This window comes from Pseudomonas sp. MF06569, assembly GCF_059862735.1.
The window spans coordinates 25,852-45,784 of record NZ_JCBCUZ010000017.1; the positions used below are offsets into that span (position 1 = coordinate 25,852).

Genomic DNA, 19,933 nt, shown 5'->3' on the forward strand with positions numbered 1-19,933 from the left:
AAGACCAGTTTTCAAAATAATTGAATTGGCCTTACCAGATTGATGTGCGTTGAATTCAGCCCCTACCCCTGATGTCCGACCTGAATCACCTCCAGCGCACCATCCACCAGAATCTGGATCGTCTGCTGCGAACAGCGTTCAACGCGCGCATTAACCCCATAAACCTCGGCGAAAAGTTGCGGGGTCAGCACCTGCTCCGGGGGACCGAAACCGATCAGCGCGCCCTCGCGCAATACGGCAATCCGGTCTGCGTAACGGGCCGCCAGGCTGATGTCGTGCATGACGATCACGGCAATCAGCCCGTGCTGACGCACCATCGCCCGCACGCATTCCATTACCCGCAGTTGATAGCTCAGGTCCAGCGCACTGGTGGGCTCATCCAGCAGCATCACACGGGGCCTGCGGGCAATCAGTTGTGCCAGGCTGACCAGTTGCCGCTGACCACCGGACAATGCGTTGAGCAGGTTATCGGCCAAGTGCTGGATGCCGATGCGCTGCAAGGCCTCATAGGCTTGCAACAGGTAATCGCCGCCGCCTGCCCCCACCCGCAACGCCGCCATGACGCTTTCGGTCACACTCAACCCCAGTCCGGGTGGCAAGTGCTGGGGCATGTAGGTGATGAGACGGGCGCGCTGGGCCACGGACATCGGCGCCAGTGGCCGACCTTGCAGACTGACGGAACCGGTCATGGGCTCAAGCCCCGCCAGCCCACGCAACAAGGTTGATTTGCCGGCACCGTTGGGCCCGATCAGGGCGGTCAGCGTGCCGGGACGCAGCTCTGGCAACGAGACATCGCCAATCACCACCCGGCACCCGTACTTCACGTGCCCGTGACGGATCAACAACCCCTGCTCACTCATAACTGCCTGCCCCGCTTGTAGACCAGCGCCACAAAAATCGGCACCCCCACCAGCGCGGTGACGATGCCCACCGGCACGATGACGCCCGGCATGATGATTTTGCTGACCACCGAGGACAGCGACAGCAACAACGCGCCCACCAGCGCACTGGCCGGGAACAGAAAGCGCTGGTCCTCTCCGATCAGGATCCGCGCAATATGCGGCCCCACCAGGCCGATAAAGCCAATGGTGCCGACAAACGCCACCGCCGTGGCGGCCAACAGGCTGATGCGCAGCAACGAGAAAAATCGCAGCCGCCGCACATCCACGCCAAAGCTCTGCGCCCGCTCCTCGCCCATGCGCAGCAACGTCATGCGTGAAGCCGCGTGCAGGGAAAACGGCGCAGTCAACGCCACCACCAGGGCCAGAATCCCCAGCTTGTCCCAATTGGCCCGGGCCACGCTGCCCAGGCTCCAGAACACCAGTTGCTGCAGGACGTCTTCAGTGGCCAGCAACTGCAACAGGGCAACCAGTGCGTTGCAACTGAACACCAGCGCAATACCGAACAGCACCAGGGTCTCGACCCCTGCCCCGCGCAGCCGCGACATGCCGTGCAGCAGGAACATCGAGCCGCAGGCAAACACAAAAGCCGACAGGGCCACCAGGGAGTCGCGACTCAACAAGGCGCTGCTAACCGGAAACACGATCACCAGCGAAGCCCCCAGCGCAGCGGCCGACGACACGCCCAGGGTGAACGGGCTGGCCAGCGGGTTATTGAGGATCGCCTGCATTTCCGCACCGGCCAGAGACAGGGCTGCGCCGACCATCACGGCCATCAGCGCATAGGGCAGGCGCACATTCCAGATGATCACGCGGTCAGTCACGTCCAGGGTTTGCGGGTGCAGCAGCCCCTGGATCAAGTCCCCCAGCCCCATGCCTGACGAGCCGGTGGACAGGTCGAGCAGCACGGCACCCACCAGCGCGCAGCCCATCACCAGTAACAGGCAACACCGTCTAGCCAGTAGACGCCGATAACCCTGGCTGGCAGCAATCACTGCCGGGTTGGCGATTGAAGTCATTTCTGCTCACTGATCCAGTACTGGCCCGCCAGCGGCGTGTCGAGGAACTGTCGGTTGATTTCAGCCAGCGTCTGCTGTGGATCAAGGTCGGCAAACCTTTCGGGGTGAATCCACCTGGCCATCGCCTCAATGGCGAGAATGTTGTACGGCGAATTGTAAAAGTCGTGCCACAGGCCATGGACATTACCCTCGCGCACCGCCCGCAGCTCGACAAACTCCGGACGCTTGAGCACGTGCTTGAGCGACGCCCGGGCCGTCTGTTCATCGATGCCCGCGCCCAGCATCACACCGGGCTTTTGATTGCCCGAGAGGATGTACACATCGGGATCGGCCTTGAGCGCGTATTCAACACTGATGTCACCCAGCGCGCCGGGCACCACGCCCTCGGCAATATTGCGCCCGCCCACCAGGCGGATCAGCTCGCCCATGCCGCCCTTGCCGGTGGTATGCCCGGGATTGGCCCAGACCCCGCCCAGCAGTTCCAGAAACACCTTTGGGCGCTGGCTGTCATCGATCGCGCCCAGGGTCTGGGTGATGCGTTCGATGTGCTGGCGGTAGAAATCAAGAAAGGCACTGGCCCGGGCTTCGCGCCCCAACGCCTGGCCCAGTGCTGTCATGCTGTCCTCGGTGCCTTGCATCGGGTTGACCCGGAAATCGACGAACAACACCGCAATCCCGGCTTTTTCCAGCACATCGGCCACCGGGCTGTGATCGGTGGGGCCATGCCCGGAAATACTGAACACCGCCAGATCCGGCTTGAGCGCCAGGATCTGCTCGGCACTGACACTCTGCTCGGAGGCCTGGCCGATCAACGGGATGTCCTTGACCTCGGGGAACTTCGCCACGTAAGCCGCGTAGGTGTTGGGGTCAAGCTTGCGCAGGTCGTTCTGCCAGCCAACGATACGTTTGAACGGCTGATCGCGGTCGAGCAGCGCGAAGGCCGAAATCAGCCGCCCTTCCCCCAGCACCACCCGCTGCACCTGGTCCGGCACCTTGACCACCCGCCCCAAGGCATCAGTGACCTCTTTGGCACTGGCGCACGAAGTCCCCAACGCCACCAGCACCAGCATGGCCCCAAGGCGTACAAAGGCCTGACGCAAAAACACTCTCGACACGGCAAATCTCCCGCTGAATAAAAGGCTCAAACGTCGCTCCAGCGCCGCAAGAGGTTGTGATACACGCCGCTCAGTTGCAGCAGTGATTCGTCATCCGCCTGCTGGGCGGTCAAGCGTTGAATGGCCACGTCCATGTCCAGCAACAGGCTGCGCTGGCTGTCTTCGCGCACCAGGCTTTCGATCCAGAAAAAACTCGCAACACGCTCGCCCCGGGTCACCGGGTTGACCTTGTGCACGCTGCTGCCCGGGTACAGCACCAGATGCCCGGCGGGCAACTTGACGCTGCGCTCGCCAAAGGTGTCGCGGATCACCAGTTCGCCGCCGTCATAACTGTGGGGATCGGCCAGAAACAGGGTCGCGGACACGTCCGTGCGCACCCGCTCACGAACGCCCTTGATGCCGCGAATGGCGTTGTCGATATGAAAACCGAACGACTCGCCTGCGCTGTAGCGGTTGAACAAGGGCGGGTAGATGCGCTTGGGCAACGCGCCAGACATGAACAACGCGTTATCGGACAGCCGCTGCAGAATGCGCTGGCCCAGCAGCAGGCCGACCTCGTTGTCTTCAGCCAGTTGGCGGTTGAACTTGCCCCGCGCCGAACGCACTCCGGCGGTCTGTTTGCCATCGACCCACGGCTGATCGAGCAGCACGCGGCGCATCTCGGTCACTTCCTGCGGGCTGAACAGGTCGGCGATTTCGATCAGCATCTCTCGCTCCGCAACAACCCGGAATCAGAAGTCATAATCGATACTCGCCGTCAGCGTGCGTCCGGCTCCCGGCACGCCATACAGCTGAAAGCCATCTAGCGAGGCGCCGACGCGGCTGAAGTAGAAGGTGTTGAACAGGTTGTCGACATTGAGGTTGACCGTGGTCTGGCGATTGAACCTGTACTGCGCTGCCAGGTAGTGCACCCAGTAGCCGGGGGCCTTTTCCTTGTCCTGGGTGTAGATCGCAAGCACCCCTGAAGGACCGTCGGCATAGCTGCTGTTGTTGTTCAGGCCACCCACGTATTTGTTGTCGGTGTAGCGACGACGACCCACGTAGTTGGCGCCATAGCTCAAGCTCAGGTCATCGGTAAAGGCGTAGGTGGTCCACAGGTTGGCCGTCAGGTCGGGCACGTTCTTGGCCTCTGCGCCTTTGTTGACACCCTTGGTCTGTTCGCTTTTGAGGGCCGAGAAACCGCTGTAGGCCGTCCAGCGATCGGTCAAGGTGCCTTGCAGGCCCAGCTCGACGCCATCGACCCGTTTGGCAGGCAAGGCACGCACCGGCGATGCTTCACCCTCGGCGTATTCCCAGGAGTTGACCAGCTCAGTGCGGAACACCGCCGCGGTCACGCTCATGCCTTTGTCCAGCAGGTCCCACTTGGTGCCAAGCTCGTAAGTCCTGGACTTGGCCGGGGTATAGCGACGGGTACTGGCAGCACCGTAGATCTGGTTGTTGGTCGAGGCACCCAGCGCCGAAGGCTGGGTCGACTCACTGTACGACGCGTAAATCGTGCCGTTGGGTTGTGGCTTGAATACCACCCCGGCGCGACCGCTCCAGGCACCCGAGGTGTCCTTGACATCGTCCTGGCCACGCTGGGTCGTTTCGGCACTCCAGTGGTCATAGCGCAGGGACCCCATGACCTGCCACCACTGATTCAGGGTCAGGGTATCGCCAAAAAACAGCCCGGCGTTGTCGATGCTCGAACGCGGCTCGCCGACGCCCTTGGTGGTGTAGACCGCCGCAAAGTCATGCTGTGGGTCAGCCATGTCGAACGTCATGTTCGGCGCCGGCACCTTGGCGTTGCGCTCAAGGCCACCGTAGGTTTCATGGTAGACATCGAGCCCGGCCACGGCCTTGTGGCTGATGGCGCCGGTGTCGAATTCAAAGCTCAGGTCGGTCTGGTTATCGAGGATGGTGTAGCGTTTGGACAAGCCGAAATCACTGCCCCGCAGTATCCCGTTGGCGGTGCTGCCGGTGTTGGTGTAGTCGGTGTAGACATTGACCCCGTTGACCGTCGATACCGGCCCCACGCCGACATAACCCAGGGTTGCGCAACGGTTGGCGGTACAGGTTTTCGCGCCGTCGGCGCCTGCGGCGGTAAAACGCGCCGGGGACAGCACCGAAAAGTTGTCGGTGCGCTGCCAGCGCACCTGGTTGGTCAGCAACGTCCCATTGTCGAAGTCGTGTTCCAGGCGCCCGGTCAACGAAGTGGTCTCGGTTTGCTGGGTGTACAGGCTGGAGTCGCCGTACCAGTTGCTGCGTTTGACGCCGGGCATGCGCTTGCCATCTGTGCCGCGCAAGATCGGCAGGCCGCCGTCCGGGGTGTTGTCATCCTTCTGGTAGAAAAAATCGACAAAGCCCCGGGTCGGCGTCGACAGCCCCAGGGCCAGCGAGGTGGCAATGCCCCAGCGGTCGTAGTCGACCTCATCGCGTTCAGCCACCTGGCTTTGGTGCTTCATCAGGTTGATGCGCACCGCGCTGGTGTCATTCAACTCATGGTTGATATCAGCGGTCAGGCGTCGATAGCCATCGGTCCCGACACCGGCAGACACCCGATTGGCATCCCCCAGATGGGCTTCCTTGCTCACCAGATTGACGCTGCCGCCCACTGCCGAAATACCCGACTCGATGGCGCCGGTGCCCTTGAACACCTCGGCCTGTTGCAGGTTGAAGGTGTCGTTGCGGCTGGACATGCCCGCATCGCGCACACCATCGACGGTCAGGCTCTGCTCGGAAGAAAACCCGCGGATGGAAAACAGATCACCCCAGCCGAGATTGCCCTCGCCGGACATGAAGGTGATGCCCGGCACGTTGCGCAAGATGTCCTGCAAGCTCTGGGCGTTCTGCTCCTTGAGCACCTGCTGGGGCACGATGGTGATGCTCTGCGGGGCATCCAGCAGCGGCGTCATGACCTTGCGCGATGACACTTCATCGACCTTGAACGGCGAGTCATAAGTGCCCTCCACGTTCGATGCGGGCAGGGTCAGCACCTCTGTCGAGGACTGCGCCGCCTGGCTCGCCGGGCTCAATACGCCGAGGGCCAGCAGGCTGAACACGGGGGCAAGCGTACCGTTCAATGCACAAGGGGTATTGCGAACTACTGCCGCATCGGGTGACGATGGCATCGGGCCTTCCTTAATTACAATGACTCGCATTTAGATTCGCCATTCTAAAGAGCGTCATTGCAGCGGATCGCCTGACTTTGTATTGCCAGTGCATGAAAACAGCACCCACAACATTCCATTACATTTAGCCCGGCTGCGCGCCGTGGAATCGGCTATTTGTGCGGCCCTCCCCGGCTCAATGTTCATCTGACTCAAGGCGTCTGTACTGCCCATGTCCAAGCAAGATCATGTGTTAATCGTCGATGACGACCCCGACATCCGCCAGTTGCTGGCCGACTATCTGCGCGACGCGGGGTATCAGGCGTCCACCGCCTGCGATGGCAAGGAAATGCGCCGCCGCCTGGAATTGAGCGTTATCGACCTGATCGTGCTCGATCTGATGCTGCCCGGTGAAGACGGCCTGAGCCTGTGCCGCACGCTGCGCGGCAGCTCCAATATCCCGGTGATCATGCTGACCGCACGCGCCAGCCTGATAGACCGTATCGTGGGCCTGGAGATCGGTGCGGATGACTATCTGCCCAAGCCCTTCGACCCCCGGGAGTTACTGGTGCGCATCAAAGTGGTGTTGCGCCGGGCGCAGAGTTTTCCGCAGCGTGCCCGGGTCGATGAGGCCACTTATGTGCGCTTTGATGAGTGGCGGCTCGACACCCGCGCCCGGCAAGTGCTGTCCGCCGACGGTCTGGTGATCAGCCTGGGAAACTCCGACTACCGCGTGCTGCGCTTGCTGTTGCAGCACCCCAACCGGCCGTTGAGCCGGGACTTTTTGCTCAACCATGTGTTCGACAAGGACAGCACGCCCTTCGACCGATCCATTGATGTCTGCGTCAGCCGTTTGCGCCAGCAATTGGCGCCCGGCCTGATCAAGACCGTGCGCAATGAGGGCTATATGCTCACCTCGGCCTGCGTGACGAGCGAGTCATGACCCTGTTGCCCCGCACCCTCTATGGGCGGCTGGTGGTGATTCTGGTCAGCGGCATGCTGGCAGCCCAAGTGCTGACCAGCAGCATCTGGTATGACGTGCGCCACAGCCAGGTACTGGAAATCCCCACGCGCCTGATCGCCAGTCGCCTGGCCGATATTGTCCGCGTGGCAACGACCGATCCCCGGCGCACCGGGCTTTTGCTGCAAAGCTTGAGCACCCCCCGCCTTCAACCTTGAACTGCGTAATGCCCCCAGTGCCGAACGTGCGCCGCTCACGGCCCAGGATCGGGCAACCGAGTCGCTGCTGCGCAGCCTGATCAATGAAAAGACGGCAACGCAAACACCCTTGAACCTGCTCAACCTGACCCTGCTCGACAATCAGGGGCACAAGGCCGGGATCGATACGCTGTTCGGTTCAAGCCCCGCCGCCGGTCAATTTACCCTTGAGCTGCGCCTGGCCGATGGCCGATGGCTGCATGTACAAGCCCGCGAGGATCAGGGCTGGACCAGCCTGGCGCCGGCGGATGTGATGATCGATTACTTTCTGCGCATTTATCTGGTGCGGATCATCGTAGTGGCCATCATTGTCTTGCTCGCGGTGCGCCTGGCCGTTCGCCCGCTCAATCAACTGGCACAGGCTGCCCAGGCGCTGGGCCAGGACATCCGGCGCCAGCCGCTGCCCATCAAGGGGCCGGTGGAAGTGCAACGTGCAGCCCAGGCGTTCAACCTGATGCAACAACGCCTGCTGGCCAGCCTGGCCGAGCGCACGCGTTTTCTGGCGGCGGTGTCCCATGACTTGCGCTCGCCCATCACGCGCCTGCGACTGCGCACCGAGATGCTCGACAACGAGCCGCTCAAGGAGCGTTTTCGCAAAGACCTGACCGATATGGAGGGGCTGGTGTCCACCACTCTGGACTTCGTCAGCAGCGGTGAAATCAACGAGCCCCGCCAGAGCATCGATATCAACGCATTGCTGCAAAGCCTTCAGGCCGACCTGCAGGATGTGGGTGAACACATCACCCTCACCGGCCGGGCTACCCGACCGTTCTCGGGTTATGCCCGCAGCCTGAAACGCTGCGTCCAGAACCTGCTGGAAAATGCCGTGCGGTATGCCCGCGACGTGCACGTGATCGTCGACGAGCAGCCCGCCAGCCTGACCATCACGGTCAGGGACAGCGGCCCGGGGATTGCGCCCGAACAGCTGACCCAGGTTCTGGAACCGTTCTATCGCCTGGAGTCATCGCGCAACAGCAGCACCGGTGGCTATGGCCTGGGACTGAGCATCGCCCAGACCGTCGCGGCGGCCCACGGTGGAACACTGGAACTGCACAATCGACCCGACGGCGGGCTGGATGCCGTGCTCAGGTTTGAAAACAGCTGCTAAATCAGGGGTTAACGGCGGTGCAACCGATCGCCGGATTACCCTGCCAACCCGCCAATCACTCAAAAACAGCCAGCCCACCAGGCCTGGCCGACCATCGGCACAAGGAATACCTTTCGACTTTCGTATACCATATCTTTTTTACCAGTGAACGATGACGACCGTGGCCCACCCAAAATTCAATGCTCCCGACCTGGGCAACTCACCGTCCACCTCGGAAATCATCACCTTGCATCTGCGCGATGCCATCGTCGCCGGGCACTTTGCCGAGGATGAGCCGATTCGTCAGGACGAAATCGCCCGCCAGTTCAATGTCAGCAAAATTCCTGTACGCGAAGCCCTCAAGCGTCTGGAGGCTGAAGGCCTGGTGATGTTCCAGCGTAATCGCGGGGCCATGGTCACGCGGATTTCCGAGGCCGAGCTGGCCCAGATGTTTGAAGTGCGCATGCTGCTCGAAGACAAATTGCTGCGCCTGGCCATCCCCAACATGACCGCGGACACCTTCGCTCGCGCCGAACGCATCTGTAAGGAGTTTGTCGGCGAGGATGACGTGGGTCGCTGGGCCGAACTCAACTGGGAACTTCACGCCTGCCTCTACGAGCCGGCGCAGCGGCCCTTCATGATCAGCCTGATCCGCTCAGTCAACGACAAGCTTGAACGCTATCTGCGTATCCAGATGAGTTTGTCGGCAGGCAAGCACCGCGCAGATCACGAACACCGGGAGATACTCGATGCTTGCCGCGCCGGTGATGTGGAGCGGGCCGTCGGGCTGCTGGATGAACATATCGCCGGGGTGTGCAAAACCCTGTTCGAGCATTTGCCGCAAAGCCACTGATCCCGCAATCAACGCTATTTTCCACTCGGACGGGCACGGGTAACGGTTAACCACCTGCCCGACGGCTCAGTCGACCTGTAAGGGTTTTATCCGGTGATCAAGGCTGATCCACGTGGCGAGCAACTGGACCCCGGCCGCAGCCCCCCAATATTGTTCACTTAAACGATTTCTGCCCCTGTGGGAGCGGGCTTGCTCGCGATGGTCTTCAGAACGCCGAATTGATTCAGTCATTACGCGTCATCGTTAACGATCATCGCGAGCAAGCCCGCTCCCACACTCGAGCAGCGTTGCTCTCAAGTGAACAGCATTGCGACCAGATCCTGATTAACCCCGCGTACTAAGCTGTTAACGGCTGACCAGGACCCCTGCACACGATTTCGGCCTCTGTGGGAGCGTTGCTCTCAAGTGAACAGCATTGCGACCAGATCCTGATTAACCCTGCGTACTATGGCTGTTAACGGCTGACCAAGACCCCGATACACGATTTCTGCCTCTGTGGGAGCGGGCTTGCTCGCGATGGTCTTCAGAACGCCGGATTGACTCAGTCATTACGCGTCATCGTTAACGATCATCGCGAGCAAGCCCGCTCCCACACTCGAGCAGCGTTGCTTTGAAGTGAACAGCACTAGAACAGACTGCGCACCCGGCTGCAGGACTTTAGCCTTACTTTGCAACCACCGGCTGCCTCATGACCTGAGGCTTGACCACCGCCGAGCGCGACTTGCGCAAGTCCAGCCGGGCAGGCTTCCTGTGTTTGCCACTGTCGAGGCTGAACATTGAAATGATGGTGAACAACAAGGCCGAGCTGCCCAGCACGATATAGGTGTGCCGGAAGCCGAAGACTTCGTACATGTGCCCTGCCAGCGGTGAAATGAACGTCGCCCCTACTCCCTTGGCAAACACAAACCCCACCATGTAAATCGTTGCCGACAAACGCGTACCGAAGACATCCTCGATGTACTTGAACATGCCGATAAACACCAGTGGCACTTCCAGGGCATGGAGCATCTTCAACGCCACCATTTCATACGGCGTGGTTGCGAGCCCCGAACCGGTAATGCGCAGCCACATCACCAGCCCCGCAATGATCAGGGCATTTTTGCCACCGATACGGTTCAGCACGCCCGGGATCAGGAACATGCCCAATGCAACCATGCACTCCGTCAGCGTGGTGACAAACCCGAACACTTGCATGCCCTGCTGCGGCGATTCGAAAAAACCACGGAAGTAGTTCACAAACTGCTGGTCGAAAATGTCGTACAGGCATGCGACTCCGACGACGTAGAGCACCAGAAACCAGAAACGCCGATCCAGCAACAGGCTCCCGATGGCGGCATAGGAAACCGGGGGCGTTTTCTCGGCGCCATCCCCTGTCGGCACAACACCCAGGCACGGCTTGATCCGGTAGACGAGCACGGCCATCAGCACCGCACAGAGCGAGCCCAGCCAGAAAATGGATTCGGGACTGGTGCTGATCAACATCCCGGAAATTGCCGCCGAGAAACCGAAACCAATGGCACCGAACATTCGCACCCGACCGTAGGGAATACGGTTGGCCCGGCAGGCTTTTTCGATGTACACCTCCAACGCCCCGCCGCCAGCGGCGAAGGTAATCCCCAGGTACACGCCGCCCACCAGTGCCGCCAGCATCAGGTGGGTGCGCAGCAGCGGCGCAAATACCCAGTTCATGAAGGGTGCCAACAAAATCAGCAGGCCGATGACCACACACAGCAGGTGTTTGCGATGATCCAGGCGATCACTCAGCACGCCAAAGAGCGGCTGGAACAGCATTGCAAAGACCGCCTGGGAGCCGAACATCAAGCCGATGGCGCCAGCATCCAGCGTGCCGACATCTCCCAGCCACACCGCAAGAAAAGGCGCCGTACCGCCCGTGATGAAGTAGTAGAAAAAGAAGATCATGCCGTATTTGAAAAACGGCAGAACCCCGCCAATTGCAGTACCTAGCGTCACGTTCATAGGTCCACCCTGGACTCATTGTTTTTATGGACAAACGTGCCGTGAGTGCTCACTTGCGCGAGCGTGAGCGCCAGCCCCGGCGGATCTGTTGATCGCGCAGGAACTGGCCGCCCGTCAAGGCCGTTTGACGGGTACTTCGGGTAGAATTTCAGGCTAAGGCAGCAGGTTTTCTGCGCTTAACCCAAGTGCGGCAACCAGCCTTCGTGAGCCTCGATCAAGTCGTCAACCATGGTCGCGATTTCGTCGAGGCTCAGCTCTGCCGCCGCGTGGGGATCAAGCATCACGGCCTGTTTGACATGCTCACGACGACCGCTGGCCAGGGCTTCCACGGTCAGGAGCTGAACATTGATATTGGTTTGCATCAACGCGGCAAGGCCTACCGGCAGATGACCCACACGGGTAGGTTGAATACCGTTGTGGTCAACCACACAGGGTACCTCTACGCAGGCATTATCAGGCAGATTGCTGATCAATCCGGCGTTCATCACGTTGCCGTTGATCACGGTCGGAATACCCGTGAGTTCGGCCTCGATGATTTTTGAAACGTATTCGTGGCTGCGGCACACCTTGAGCCCTTCACCGTTGATCAGCGCCTGCTCCTGCACGCCCCACTCGCTGATCTGCTCCTCGCAGCGGCGCAGGTATTCATCAAGCGGAATATTGAACTGCTCGATCAGGTCCGGGCGATGGCGCTTGATAAACCACGGCACGTACTCGGCCAGATGCTCGGAAGACTCGGTCGCAAAATGGCCGAAGTGCTTGAACACCTCATAACGTACCCGGTTCCAGTCCGGGACCTTTCCTTCATCAAGTACGGCGCGGATACGCGGGTAAAGATCTTCGACGCTGCCATCGGCCAACAGGCGCTCGAACGAGGTGTAGAAGGACATGTGATTGATGCCGGCGCAGCGATAGCGAATTTCTTCGATCGGTACGCCGATGTCCAGGGACAGCTCCTTTGCCGTGCCCTGCACGGAATGGCACAGCCCCACCGTACGCACCTGAGGAACGAAGCGATTGAGCGCCATGCAGTTAATGGCCATCGGGTTGACGTATTGCAGCATCAGGGCACCGGGGCAGAGTTCGCCCATGTCCTTGGCGATGTCCACCAGTACCGGGGCGGTACGCAAGCCACGCATGATGCCGCCGATGCCCAGGGTGTCGCCGATGGTCTGGCGCAGGCCGAAGCGCCTGGGGATCTCGAAATCGGTCACGGTACCCGGTTTGTAGCCTGCGACCTGAATCATCGTGACCACATAATCGGCCCCTTCCAGTGCTCGACGGCGATCGGTCGTCACCTCGAACACGGGGGACACACCCAGGGTCTCGGCGATCTTGCCCGCCACCATCTTCGAGGTTTCCAGGCGATGCAGATCGATATCCATCAACGCAAAATGCGCATTGCGCAACAGCTCGACGTGCAACAGATCGCCCAGCACGTTTTTCATGAATACCGTGGAGCCGGCACCTATCAGGGCAATCTTCGTGGTCTTGAAAGTCATCTGCTTATCCTTGTTCTATTCGCAGTGGACACAGGTAAAAAAATATCAGAGCATCACCGCAGTCCATGCCTGTTGAGGCTGCCTGGGAACCGCTTGATTCCTATGGTAGGAGGCGACCCCCCCCCCTGAATAGACGAGTTTTATGCGATGACGGGTAATTCTGTGCTCAGCGAGATGATGGCAAGAGGGCCGTCAACCACGGTCATTTCACTGCCCCGCGGCAGGCATCAACTGCACACCATGCCCACCAACGCCGGTTACGACCGGGCCCAGGACACCTCCTATTGCTGGGACGGGCGCAGGCGCGGGGACACCCCGTTCGTGATCTTGCAGCACACCCTCGCGGGCGAAGGCAATTTGCGCTTCGAAGGCCGCCACCACCGCCTCCATGCCGGGGACACCATGTTGCTGCTGGTGCCACACGACCATTGCTACTGGCTGGAGGAAGGCAACAGTTGGGAGTTCTTCTGGATTGCCATGTACGGCAAGGAGGCGTTGCGCCTGCAACGGGCACTGCTGGCAGAGCGCGGGCCGGTGCTAAAGCTGAGCAACCAGACCATTGAAGCCCTGGCCACCACCATTGATACCTTGGTCCACACCCCGGAACTCACCGCAGGCCGGGCATCTGCCCTGGCCTATGACGCCCTGATGCTGCTCCATGATGATTTGAGCGTTCAGGACTGCACCCTGCCTACCCGTGGCTCGGGTGTGGTCGCGACTATCCAGAATCATGTGCATGCCTGCCTGAAAACGGGGCCGGACAAACACGCCCACCCCACCGCCACGGACGAACTGGACGTAGCCAGTCTCGCCCGCCTTGCTGGCTTGAGCCGCGCCCATTTCTCCCGGGTGTTCACCCGTACGACCGGCATGTCCCCGGCAGAGTATGTATTGCACGAACGTATGAAACGCGCGGCGCACCTTCTTGAAATGACCGACCTGGCGATCAAGGCAGTGTCATTGTCCGTGGGGATCGGCGACCCCAATTATTTTTCCAAACTGTTCCGCCGTGCGTTCTCCCTGTCCCCCAGCGAGTTTCGCTTGAGCGGCTTTTACGTCAATAACCTGGGCACACCCTGACGGGCAGCGTTTGGCTGCATAGTCGTCGCAAACCCTGGCCGCCTTGCCCCACACAAATGTTTCCTTTCGGGGCATTGCCTGCAGTCATGCTCCCTTCTGTAACACCGCCCCACCCCACAGCACCCCAACGGCTCAAGCCATCTGCGCCTCGCTAACCCGAAATCACCGCCTGCGCACTATTTACGGGCCAGCAGGAAAATCGGCACACGATTTGCTAATTAAATATCGTATACGAAATCCTCAATCTGATTTTCAACAGCACTTCAACGACTCCGAGGCTTCCATGAAAAACCCCGTACTTGCCGTAGCCCTCAGCGCTGTTCTCAGTAGTTCCTTTATCGCCACGGCCCAGGCCGACAAGCTCGACGACATCATTGGATCGGGCAAACTGCGCTGCGCCGTTACCCTGGACTTCCCACCGATGGGCTCGCGTGATGCATCCAACAAGCCGGTAGGCTTCGATGTGGACTACTGCAACGATCTGGCGAAAGTGCTCGGAGTCGATGCCGAAATCGTTGAAACCCCCTTCCCTGACCGTATCCCGGCGCTGGTCTCCGGCCGTGCCGACGTGATCGTGGCCTCCACCTCGGACACCCTGGAACGTGCAAAAACCGTTGGCCTGAGCATCCCTTACTTCGCCTTCCAGATGGTGGTGCTGACCCGCGACGATACCGGCATCAACAACTTCGACGATCTCAAGGGCAAGGCCGTGGGCAATACCAGCGGCACCTATGAAGCCATCGCCCTGGAAAAAGACGTGAAGAGCTGGGGCAGCGGATCGTTCCGTGCCTATCAGTCGCAAAACGACACCCTGCTGGCCGTTGCCCAGGGCCATATCGAAGCCACCGTCGTCACCAACACCGTGGCCGCTGCGACCATTAAGTCTGGCAAGTACAAAAACCTGAAAGTCGCCGGCAACGCACCTTACGTGGTTGATTACGTGTCCCTGGGCGCCAAGCGCAGCGAGTACGGCCTGCTCAATTACCTGAACCTGTTCGTCAACCAGCAAGTACGCACCGGTCGCTACAAGGATCTGTGGGTCAAGTGGGTCGGCACCGAGATTCCACCGGCTGATCTGACCGTACCTCACGTTTACTACTGAGGTATCCAGCATGTCCGGGATAACTTCTCTCTGCGGTCGCAGCCTGGTTGATGGCGCAGCGGTCGGCCCACTGCTCTACGCCGATGTCGGCCTGAGTTTCTGGGGCGGCGTCGACCCGTTCAGCGGTGAGGTGATCGACCGTCACCACCCGCTCAGTGGCGAATGCCTGGCGGGCCGGGTGCTGGCGATCCCCAGCGGGCGCGGCTCCTGCACCGGTAGCAGCGTGCTGATGGAACTGATCAGCAATGGTCATGCCCCCGCAGCCCTGGTGCTGGCTGAGGCCGATGAGATTCTGACCCTTGGCGTGCTGGTCGCCCATACCCTGTTCGAACGCTCCCTGCCGGTGCTCTGCATCGGCAGCGAAGCCTTTGCCGGCTTGCAGCGCAAGGCGTTCGCCAGTGTCGACGGCACACACCTGAGCCTGTTTGATACAGCGCCTGACGACACCGCACCAACATCGATCAGCGATACCCCCACTGCAGACCCAGGCACCGGAATCGAGCTGACCGAGCACGATAGGGCACTGCTCGATGGCAGCTACGGCAAGGCCGCCCAGGTCGCGATGCAAATCGTTTTGCGCATGGCGCAATTGCAAGGGGCCGCACAACTGATCGACATCACCCAGGCGCATATCGACGGCTGCATCTATACCGGGCCTGCGAGCCTGCGCTTTGCCCAACAACTGGTTGAATGGGGCGCCCGGGTCCGGGTGCCCACTACCCTCAATTCGATTTCCGTAGACCAGCGCCGCTGGCGTGAACTGGGTATCGACCCTGTGCTCGGCGTACCGGCCAGTGCTCTGGGCGATGCCTACATGGCCATGGGTGCACAGCTGAGTTTCACCTGCGCGCCTTATCTGCTGGACAGCGCGCCCAAGGCGGGTGAGCAGATCGTCTGGGCAGAGTCCAACGCGGTGGTGTACGCCAACAGCGTGCTCGGCGCACGCACACTCAAATACCCTGATTATCTGGATATCTGCATTGCCCTCACCGGCCGTGCGCCGTTGATTGGCTGCCATCTGGAGAGTCAGCGCAAAGCCCGTTTACACGTTCAGGTGCCGCAACTGGCTGACCTCGACGACGCCTTTTATCCCCTGCTCGGCTACCACATCGGTGCCCTGGCCGGGAGCCATATCCCGCTGGTGTCGGGGCTGGAACACCATCACCCGGACCGGGACGATCTCAAGGCATTCGGTGCGGCTTTTGCCACCACCAGCGCGGCGCCTTTGTTCCATATTGCCGGGGTAACACCTGAAGCGCTGAATCCGGCACAGGTCCTGGATCAAGACCTGGCGGTGATCAAGATCAATGTGCAGGACCTGCTGCTCAGCTGGCAGGAACTCAACAGTGCCCGTGATTCCAGGGTGGATGTGGTCTCCTTGGGCAACCCGCACTTTTCCCTGACCGAGTTCGCTCATTTGGCGCGCCTGTGCCAGGGCCGGCATCGCCACCCTGATGTGGTACTGGCGATCACCTGTGGCCGTGCCGTACTGGAGCAGGCACGCAACGCCGGGCATATCGCCGTACTCGAAGCCTTCGGCGTCACGCTGGTCACTGATACCTGCTGGTGCATGCTGGGTGAGCCGGTGATCCCGCCGTCCGCCAGGAACCTGATGACCAACTCGGGCAAATACGCCCACTACGCACCCGGCCTTGTGGGGCGCAAGGTTCACTTCGCCAGCCTCGCCGAGTGTGTGGATGCGGCGTGCAGCGCCACGGCCAGCGGTCGCTTGCCGCTGTGGCTGCAAACCGCTGCCTCACTGGAGAACTACGCCCATGTTTGACTACACCTTCCAATGGCGATCGGCAATGCGCGCTTTGCCGGACATGCTCGCAGGTGCCCTGGTCACTTTTGAGACCGCTGCACTGTCGATGATCTTCGGCGTAGTGATCGCCCTGGCGCTGACCGTGATGCGCGAAACCAGGAACCCGTGGTTGCGCGGCATCGGCAATACCTGGGTATCCATTGCCCGCAACACCCCGTCGCTGTTTCAAATCTATATTTTGTACTTCGGCCTGGGCTCCATGGGCCTGCATGTCAGTTCATGGGTGGCCCTGCTGGCCGGGATCACGTTCAACAACGCCGGCTACCTGGCCGAAAACTTTCGTGGCGGCCTCAAAGCCGTGCCCGAAACCCAGGTCCGTGCTGCTCGCTCGCTGGGCATGAGTGCATTCCAGACCTACCGCATGATCGTCGTCCCGCAGCTGCTGCGCATTGTGTTCTACCCGCTGACCAACCAGATGGTCTGGGCCGTACTGATGACGTCCCTGGGCGTGATCGTGGGCCTGAACAATGACCTCACCGGCGTGACCCAGGACTACAACGTCAAAACGTTCCGCACCTTCGAATACTTCGCCATGGCCGCGGTGCTGTATTACCTGATTGCCAAAGCAATCGTTGCAGTAGCCCGGCTGTTGGCCTGGCGACTGTTTCGTTACTGAGGACTGACCCATGTTTTCAACCAGTTTTACCTGGAACGACTTTTTGTTTTTGCTGGACGGGGCCTGGGTCACCCTGCAACTGACCACCTGGGCGATTTTGCTGGGTACTGTTGCAGGACTGCTGTTCGGCCTGATGCGCGCTTTGCTGCCGCGGGCCAGTCTGCCGCTGGCCTGGGTGCTGGACGTGTTTCGCAGCGTACCGTTGCTGATCCAGTTTGTGCTGTTCAACTCGCTCAAGAGCATTGTCGGCCTGAACATCAGCGCCTTCACCGTCGGCTGCATCGTGCTTGGGGTCTACGCTGCCGCGTACTTCACCGAGATCGTGCGCAGTGGCGTGCTCGCCGTGCCATTTACCACACGCCGGGCCAGTCGCTCCCTGGGCCTGAGCTACTTGCAGGACCTGCGCTATATCGTGCTGCCCATCGCCATGCGAGTGGCCTTCCCCGGCTGGCTCAACCTGGTGCTCAGTGTGATGAAGGACACCGCCCTGGTGATGTGGATCGGCATTGTTGAATTGTTGCGTGCCTCGCAAATCGTCGTCACCCGCATCCAGGAACCGATGCTGGTGCTGTGCATCGCAGGCCTTATCTATTACGTCATGAGCCTGGTGGTTGCCCGCCTTGGCGCTCGCCTGGAAAAAAGGTGGCAAGAAAATGATTGAGATCGTCAACGTACACAAATCCTTCGGCGACCTTGAAGTGGTCAAGGGCGTTAGCCTGACCGTGAACAAGGGCGAAGTGGTTTCAATTATCGGCGGCTCCGGCTCCGGCAAGTCGACCCTGCTGATGTGCATCAACGGTCTGGAACCGATCCAGAAGGGCCACATTCGCGTCGACGGCATCGAAGTCCATGACCGCGCCACTAACCTCAACCACCTGCGGCAGAAAATCGGCATCGTGTTCCAGCAATGGAACGCCTTCCCGCACCTCACCGTGCTCGAAAACGTGATGCTTGCACCGCGCAAGGTGCTCGGCAAAAGCAAGGCCGAAGCCGAGGCCCTGGCGGTGCAGCAACTGACCCATGTGGGCCTTGGCGACAAGCTCAAGGCATTCCCCGGCAAGCTGTCCGGCGGTCAGCAACAGCGCATGGCCATTGCCCGTGCCCTGGCCATGTCGCCGGACTACATGCTGTTTGACGAAGCCACCTCGGCCCTCGACCCGCAACTGGTCGGCGAAGTGCTGGACACCATGCGCATGCTCGCCGAAGACGGCATGACCATGGTCCTGGTGACCCACGAAATCCGTTTTGCGCGGGATGTATCCGACCGTGTGGCGTTCTTTCGCAACGGCCTGGTGCACGAAATCGGCTCCCCCGATCAAGTCATCGGCAACCCGGTGCACGCGGAAACGGCGGCCTTCCTCAAGTCGGTCAAATAACCCCCAGTCACTGTGGGCGCGGGCATGCTCGCGACAAGGCCCACCTCAACACAACAGGAGCAAGCCATGCGGTCATCGAAAATCGTTCATGTGGTCAGTTGTCACGCCGAGGGAGAGGTCGGCGACGTGATTGTAGGTGGCGTGGCCCCGCCGCCGGGTGCCACCGTGTGGGAACAGTCGCGGTGGATTGCCCAGGACGAAACCCTGCGCAACTTCGTCCTCAACGAACCCCGTGGCGGCGTGTTCCGCCACGTCAACCTGCTGGTTCCGGCCAAGGATCCACGGGCACAAATGGCCTGGATCATCATGGAGCCGGCCGACACGCCGCCGATGTCGGGCTCCAACTCGATATGCGTCTCCACGGTGTTGCTCGACAGCGGCATTTTGCCGATGACCGAACCGCAAACCCGACTGGTGCTCGAAGCCCCGGGCGGACTGATCGAAGCCGTGGCCGATTGCCGGGACGGCAAGGTGCAACGGGTCGAGATCAAGAACGTACCGTCATTCGCGGACCGTCTGGATGCCTGGATCGAAGTTGAAGGCCTTGGCTCGCTCAAGGTCGACACCGCCTATGGCGGCGACAGTTTCGTGCTCGCCGATGCCCGGGAACTGGGGTTTTCGATCAGCCCGGACGAAGCGAAAGACATCGTTGAAATCGGCTTGAAAATCACCCGTGCGGCCAACGAGCAATTGGGCTTCGTCCACCCGCTGAACCCCGACAGGTCGCATATCTCCTTTTGCCAGATTGCAGCCCCCGTGGAGTACCAGAACGGGATTGCCAGTGGGGCCAACGCGGTGGTGATCCGTCCGGGCAAGATCGATCGTTCGCCCTGCGGCACCGGCTGCTCGGCGCGCATGGCGGTATTGCAGGCCAAGGGCGTGCTCAAGGTGGGTGATCGCTTTATCGGGCGCTCGATCATCGGTTCCGAGTTCCATTGCCGCATCGACTCCATGACCGAAGTCGCCGGACGCACCGCGATCTACCCGTGCATCTCTGGCCGGGCCTGGATCACCGGCACCCATCAGTTACTGCTGGACCCAAGCGACCCGTGGCCACAGGGCTATCGCCTGTCGGATACCTGGCCGGGTGCCTAACCCCCCCCACAGCGCTGATACGAAGGCCTTTTTTTGAATTTAATCGTATACGAAATACCATCAATGTAACCGGAGGCAAT

16 protein-coding genes and 1 pseudogene are annotated in these 19,933 nt (G+C 60.7%); 10 read left to right on the forward strand and 7 right to left on the reverse strand.

The features are described 5' to 3' along the window. Positions 1-62 precede the first annotated feature (62 nt). The 5 genes from AC19YQ_RS15985 to AC19YQ_RS16005 form a co-directional block, all read right to left on the reverse strand. Positions 63-860, reverse strand: a complete 798-nt coding sequence (locus AC19YQ_RS15985; protein ID WP_500595478.1) for an ABC transporter ATP-binding protein — start codon at positions 858-860, stop codon at positions 63-65. Further along, on the reverse strand, positions 857-1,918 hold the full coding sequence (locus AC19YQ_RS15990) for a FecCD family ABC transporter permease (protein WP_133076842.1): 1,062 nt from the start codon (positions 1,916-1,918) through the stop codon (positions 857-859). Before AC19YQ_RS15990 ends, AC19YQ_RS15985 begins: the two co-directional genes overlap by 4 nt. Next, on the reverse strand, positions 1,915-2,988 hold the full coding sequence (locus tag AC19YQ_RS15995) for an ABC transporter substrate-binding protein (RefSeq protein WP_405046750.1): 1,074 nt from the start codon (positions 2,986-2,988) through the stop codon (positions 1,915-1,917). Before AC19YQ_RS15995 ends, AC19YQ_RS15990 begins: the two co-directional genes overlap by 4 nt. Positions 2,989-3,059: 71 nt before the next feature. Continuing rightward, positions 3,060-3,740 (reverse strand): Fe2+-dependent dioxygenase, encoded by a 681-nt coding sequence (locus AC19YQ_RS16000; protein ID WP_133076843.1) that lies wholly within the window; start codon positions 3,738-3,740, stop codon positions 3,060-3,062. Between the two features lie 24 nt (positions 3,741-3,764). Beyond that, entirely contained in the window at positions 3,765-6,143 is a 2,379-nt protein-coding gene (locus AC19YQ_RS16005; protein ID WP_133076844.1) for a TonB-dependent receptor, read from the reverse strand. Positions 6,144-6,354: 211 nt separating this feature from the next. On the opposite strand from AC19YQ_RS16005, the gene AC19YQ_RS16010 reads away from it, so the two are divergent. The 3 genes and pseudogenes from AC19YQ_RS16010 to AC19YQ_RS16020 all read left to right on the forward strand — a co-directional run bounded on the left by AC19YQ_RS16010 (position 6,355) and on the right by AC19YQ_RS16020 (position 9,280). Continuing rightward, positions 6,355-7,065 (forward strand): response regulator, encoded by a 711-nt coding sequence (locus AC19YQ_RS16010; RefSeq protein ID WP_133076845.1) that lies wholly within the window; start codon positions 6,355-6,357, stop codon positions 7,063-7,065. Further along, positions 7,062-8,448: pseudogene (locus AC19YQ_RS16015) on the forward strand (ATP-binding protein). The gene AC19YQ_RS16010 and the pseudogene AC19YQ_RS16015 overlap by 4 nt, the downstream one beginning before the upstream one ends. A gap of 151 nt (positions 8,449-8,599) precedes the next feature. Next, positions 8,600-9,280, forward strand: coding sequence for a GntR family transcriptional regulator (locus AC19YQ_RS16020; protein ID WP_133076847.1), 681 nt, complete (start codon positions 8,600-8,602; stop codon positions 9,278-9,280). A 663-nt stretch (positions 9,281-9,943) separates the two neighbouring features. On the opposite strand, the gene AC19YQ_RS16025 is transcribed toward AC19YQ_RS16020, so the two are convergent. Continuing rightward, complete coding sequence (locus AC19YQ_RS16025; protein WP_133076848.1) at positions 9,944-11,257, reverse strand: oligosaccharide MFS transporter; 1,314 nt, start codon at positions 11,255-11,257, stop codon at positions 9,944-9,946. Positions 11,258-11,433: 176 nt separating this feature from the next. Next, positions 11,434-12,759 (reverse strand): alpha-glucosidase/alpha-galactosidase, encoded by a 1,326-nt coding sequence (locus tag AC19YQ_RS16030; RefSeq protein ID WP_500595479.1) that lies wholly within the window; start codon positions 12,757-12,759, stop codon positions 11,434-11,436. Between the two features lie 147 nt (positions 12,760-12,906). Here AC19YQ_RS16030 and AC19YQ_RS16035 point away from each other — a divergent pair, with 147 nt between their 5' ends. From AC19YQ_RS16035 to AC19YQ_RS16065, 7 genes are all read left to right on the forward strand, one after another. Then, positions 12,907-13,839, forward strand: coding sequence for an AraC family transcriptional regulator (locus tag AC19YQ_RS16035; RefSeq protein ID WP_500595480.1), 933 nt, complete (start codon positions 12,907-12,909; stop codon positions 13,837-13,839). Positions 13,840-14,122: 283 nt separating this feature from the next. Beyond that, positions 14,123-14,941 carry an ABC transporter substrate-binding protein gene (locus AC19YQ_RS16040; protein WP_133076851.1) on the forward strand — a complete coding sequence of 273 codons (819 nt, stop codon included), beginning with the start codon at positions 14,123-14,125 and terminating at the stop codon, positions 14,939-14,941. Between the two features lie 10 nt (positions 14,942-14,951). Further along, a complete protein-coding gene (lhpI, locus tag AC19YQ_RS16045) occupies positions 14,952-16,724 on the forward strand; it encodes a cis-3-hydroxy-L-proline dehydratase (protein WP_500595481.1) in 1,773 nt (590 codons plus the stop codon). After that, on the forward strand, positions 16,717-17,382 hold the full coding sequence (locus tag AC19YQ_RS16050; protein ID WP_133076853.1) for an amino acid ABC transporter permease: 666 nt from the start codon (positions 16,717-16,719) through the stop codon (positions 17,380-17,382). Before lhpI ends, AC19YQ_RS16050 begins: the two co-directional genes overlap by 8 nt. A 10-nt stretch (positions 17,383-17,392) precedes the next feature. Beyond that, the gene (locus AC19YQ_RS16055) at positions 17,393-18,043 is read left to right on the forward strand and encodes an amino acid ABC transporter permease (protein WP_133076854.1); all 651 of its coding nucleotides are present in this window, start codon (positions 17,393-17,395) and stop codon (positions 18,041-18,043) included. Continuing rightward, the gene (locus AC19YQ_RS16060) at positions 18,036-18,758 is read left to right on the forward strand and encodes an amino acid ABC transporter ATP-binding protein (protein ID WP_133076855.1); all 723 of its coding nucleotides are present in this window, start codon (positions 18,036-18,038) and stop codon (positions 18,756-18,758) included. Before AC19YQ_RS16055 ends, AC19YQ_RS16060 begins: the two co-directional genes overlap by 8 nt. A gap of 66 nt (positions 18,759-18,824) precedes the next feature. Further along, the gene (locus AC19YQ_RS16065) at positions 18,825-19,853 is read left to right on the forward strand and encodes a trans-3-hydroxy-L-proline dehydratase (RefSeq protein WP_500595482.1); all 1,029 of its coding nucleotides are present in this window, start codon (positions 18,825-18,827) and stop codon (positions 19,851-19,853) included. Positions 19,854-19,933: the final 80 nt, after the last annotated feature.

Bases quoted from the DNA above. Each gene is read 5' to 3' on its own strand.
- AC19YQ_RS16035 (WP_500595480.1), top strand. From the start codon at position 12,907: ATGACGGGTAATTCTGTGCTCAGCGAGATGATGGCAAGAGGGCCGTCA.
- AC19YQ_RS16050 (WP_133076853.1), top strand. From the start codon at position 16,717: ATGTTTGACTACACCTTCCAATGGCGATCGGCAATGCGCGCTTTGCCG.
- AC19YQ_RS16040 (WP_133076851.1), top strand. From the start codon at position 14,123: ATGAAAAACCCCGTACTTGCCGTAGCCCTCAGCGCTGTTCTCAGTAGT.
- AC19YQ_RS16065 (WP_500595482.1), top strand. From the start codon at position 18,825: ATGCGGTCATCGAAAATCGTTCATGTGGTCAGTTGTCACGCCGAGGGA.
- AC19YQ_RS16025 (WP_133076848.1), bottom strand. From the start codon at position 11,257: ATGAACGTGACGCTAGGTACTGCAATTGGCGGGGTTCTGCCGTTTTTC.
- AC19YQ_RS16010 (WP_133076845.1), top strand. From the start codon at position 6,355: ATGTCCAAGCAAGATCATGTGTTAATCGTCGATGACGACCCCGACATC.
- AC19YQ_RS15985 (WP_500595478.1), bottom strand. From the start codon at position 860: ATGAGTGAGCAGGGGTTGTTGATCCGTCACGGGCACGTGAAGTACGGG.
- AC19YQ_RS16000 (WP_133076843.1), bottom strand. From the start codon at position 3,740: ATGCTGATCGAAATCGCCGACCTGTTCAGCCCGCAGGAAGTGACCGAG.
- AC19YQ_RS15990 (WP_133076842.1), bottom strand. From the start codon at position 1,918: ATGACTTCAATCGCCAACCCGGCAGTGATTGCTGCCAGCCAGGGTTAT.
- lhpI (WP_500595481.1), top strand. From the start codon at position 14,952: ATGTCCGGGATAACTTCTCTCTGCGGTCGCAGCCTGGTTGATGGCGCA.
- AC19YQ_RS16020 (WP_133076847.1), top strand. From the start codon at position 8,600: ATGACGACCGTGGCCCACCCAAAATTCAATGCTCCCGACCTGGGCAAC.
- AC19YQ_RS16055 (WP_133076854.1), top strand. From the start codon at position 17,393: ATGTTTTCAACCAGTTTTACCTGGAACGACTTTTTGTTTTTGCTGGAC.
- AC19YQ_RS16060 (WP_133076855.1), top strand. From the start codon at position 18,036: ATGATTGAGATCGTCAACGTACACAAATCCTTCGGCGACCTTGAAGTG.
- AC19YQ_RS16005 (WP_133076844.1), bottom strand. From the start codon at position 6,143: ATGCCATCGTCACCCGATGCGGCAGTAGTTCGCAATACCCCTTGTGCA.
- AC19YQ_RS15995 (WP_405046750.1), bottom strand. From the start codon at position 2,988: ATGCTGGTGCTGGTGGCGTTGGGGACTTCGTGCGCCAGTGCCAAAGAG.
- AC19YQ_RS16030 (WP_500595479.1), bottom strand. From the start codon at position 12,759: ATGACTTTCAAGACCACGAAGATTGCCCTGATAGGTGCCGGCTCCACG.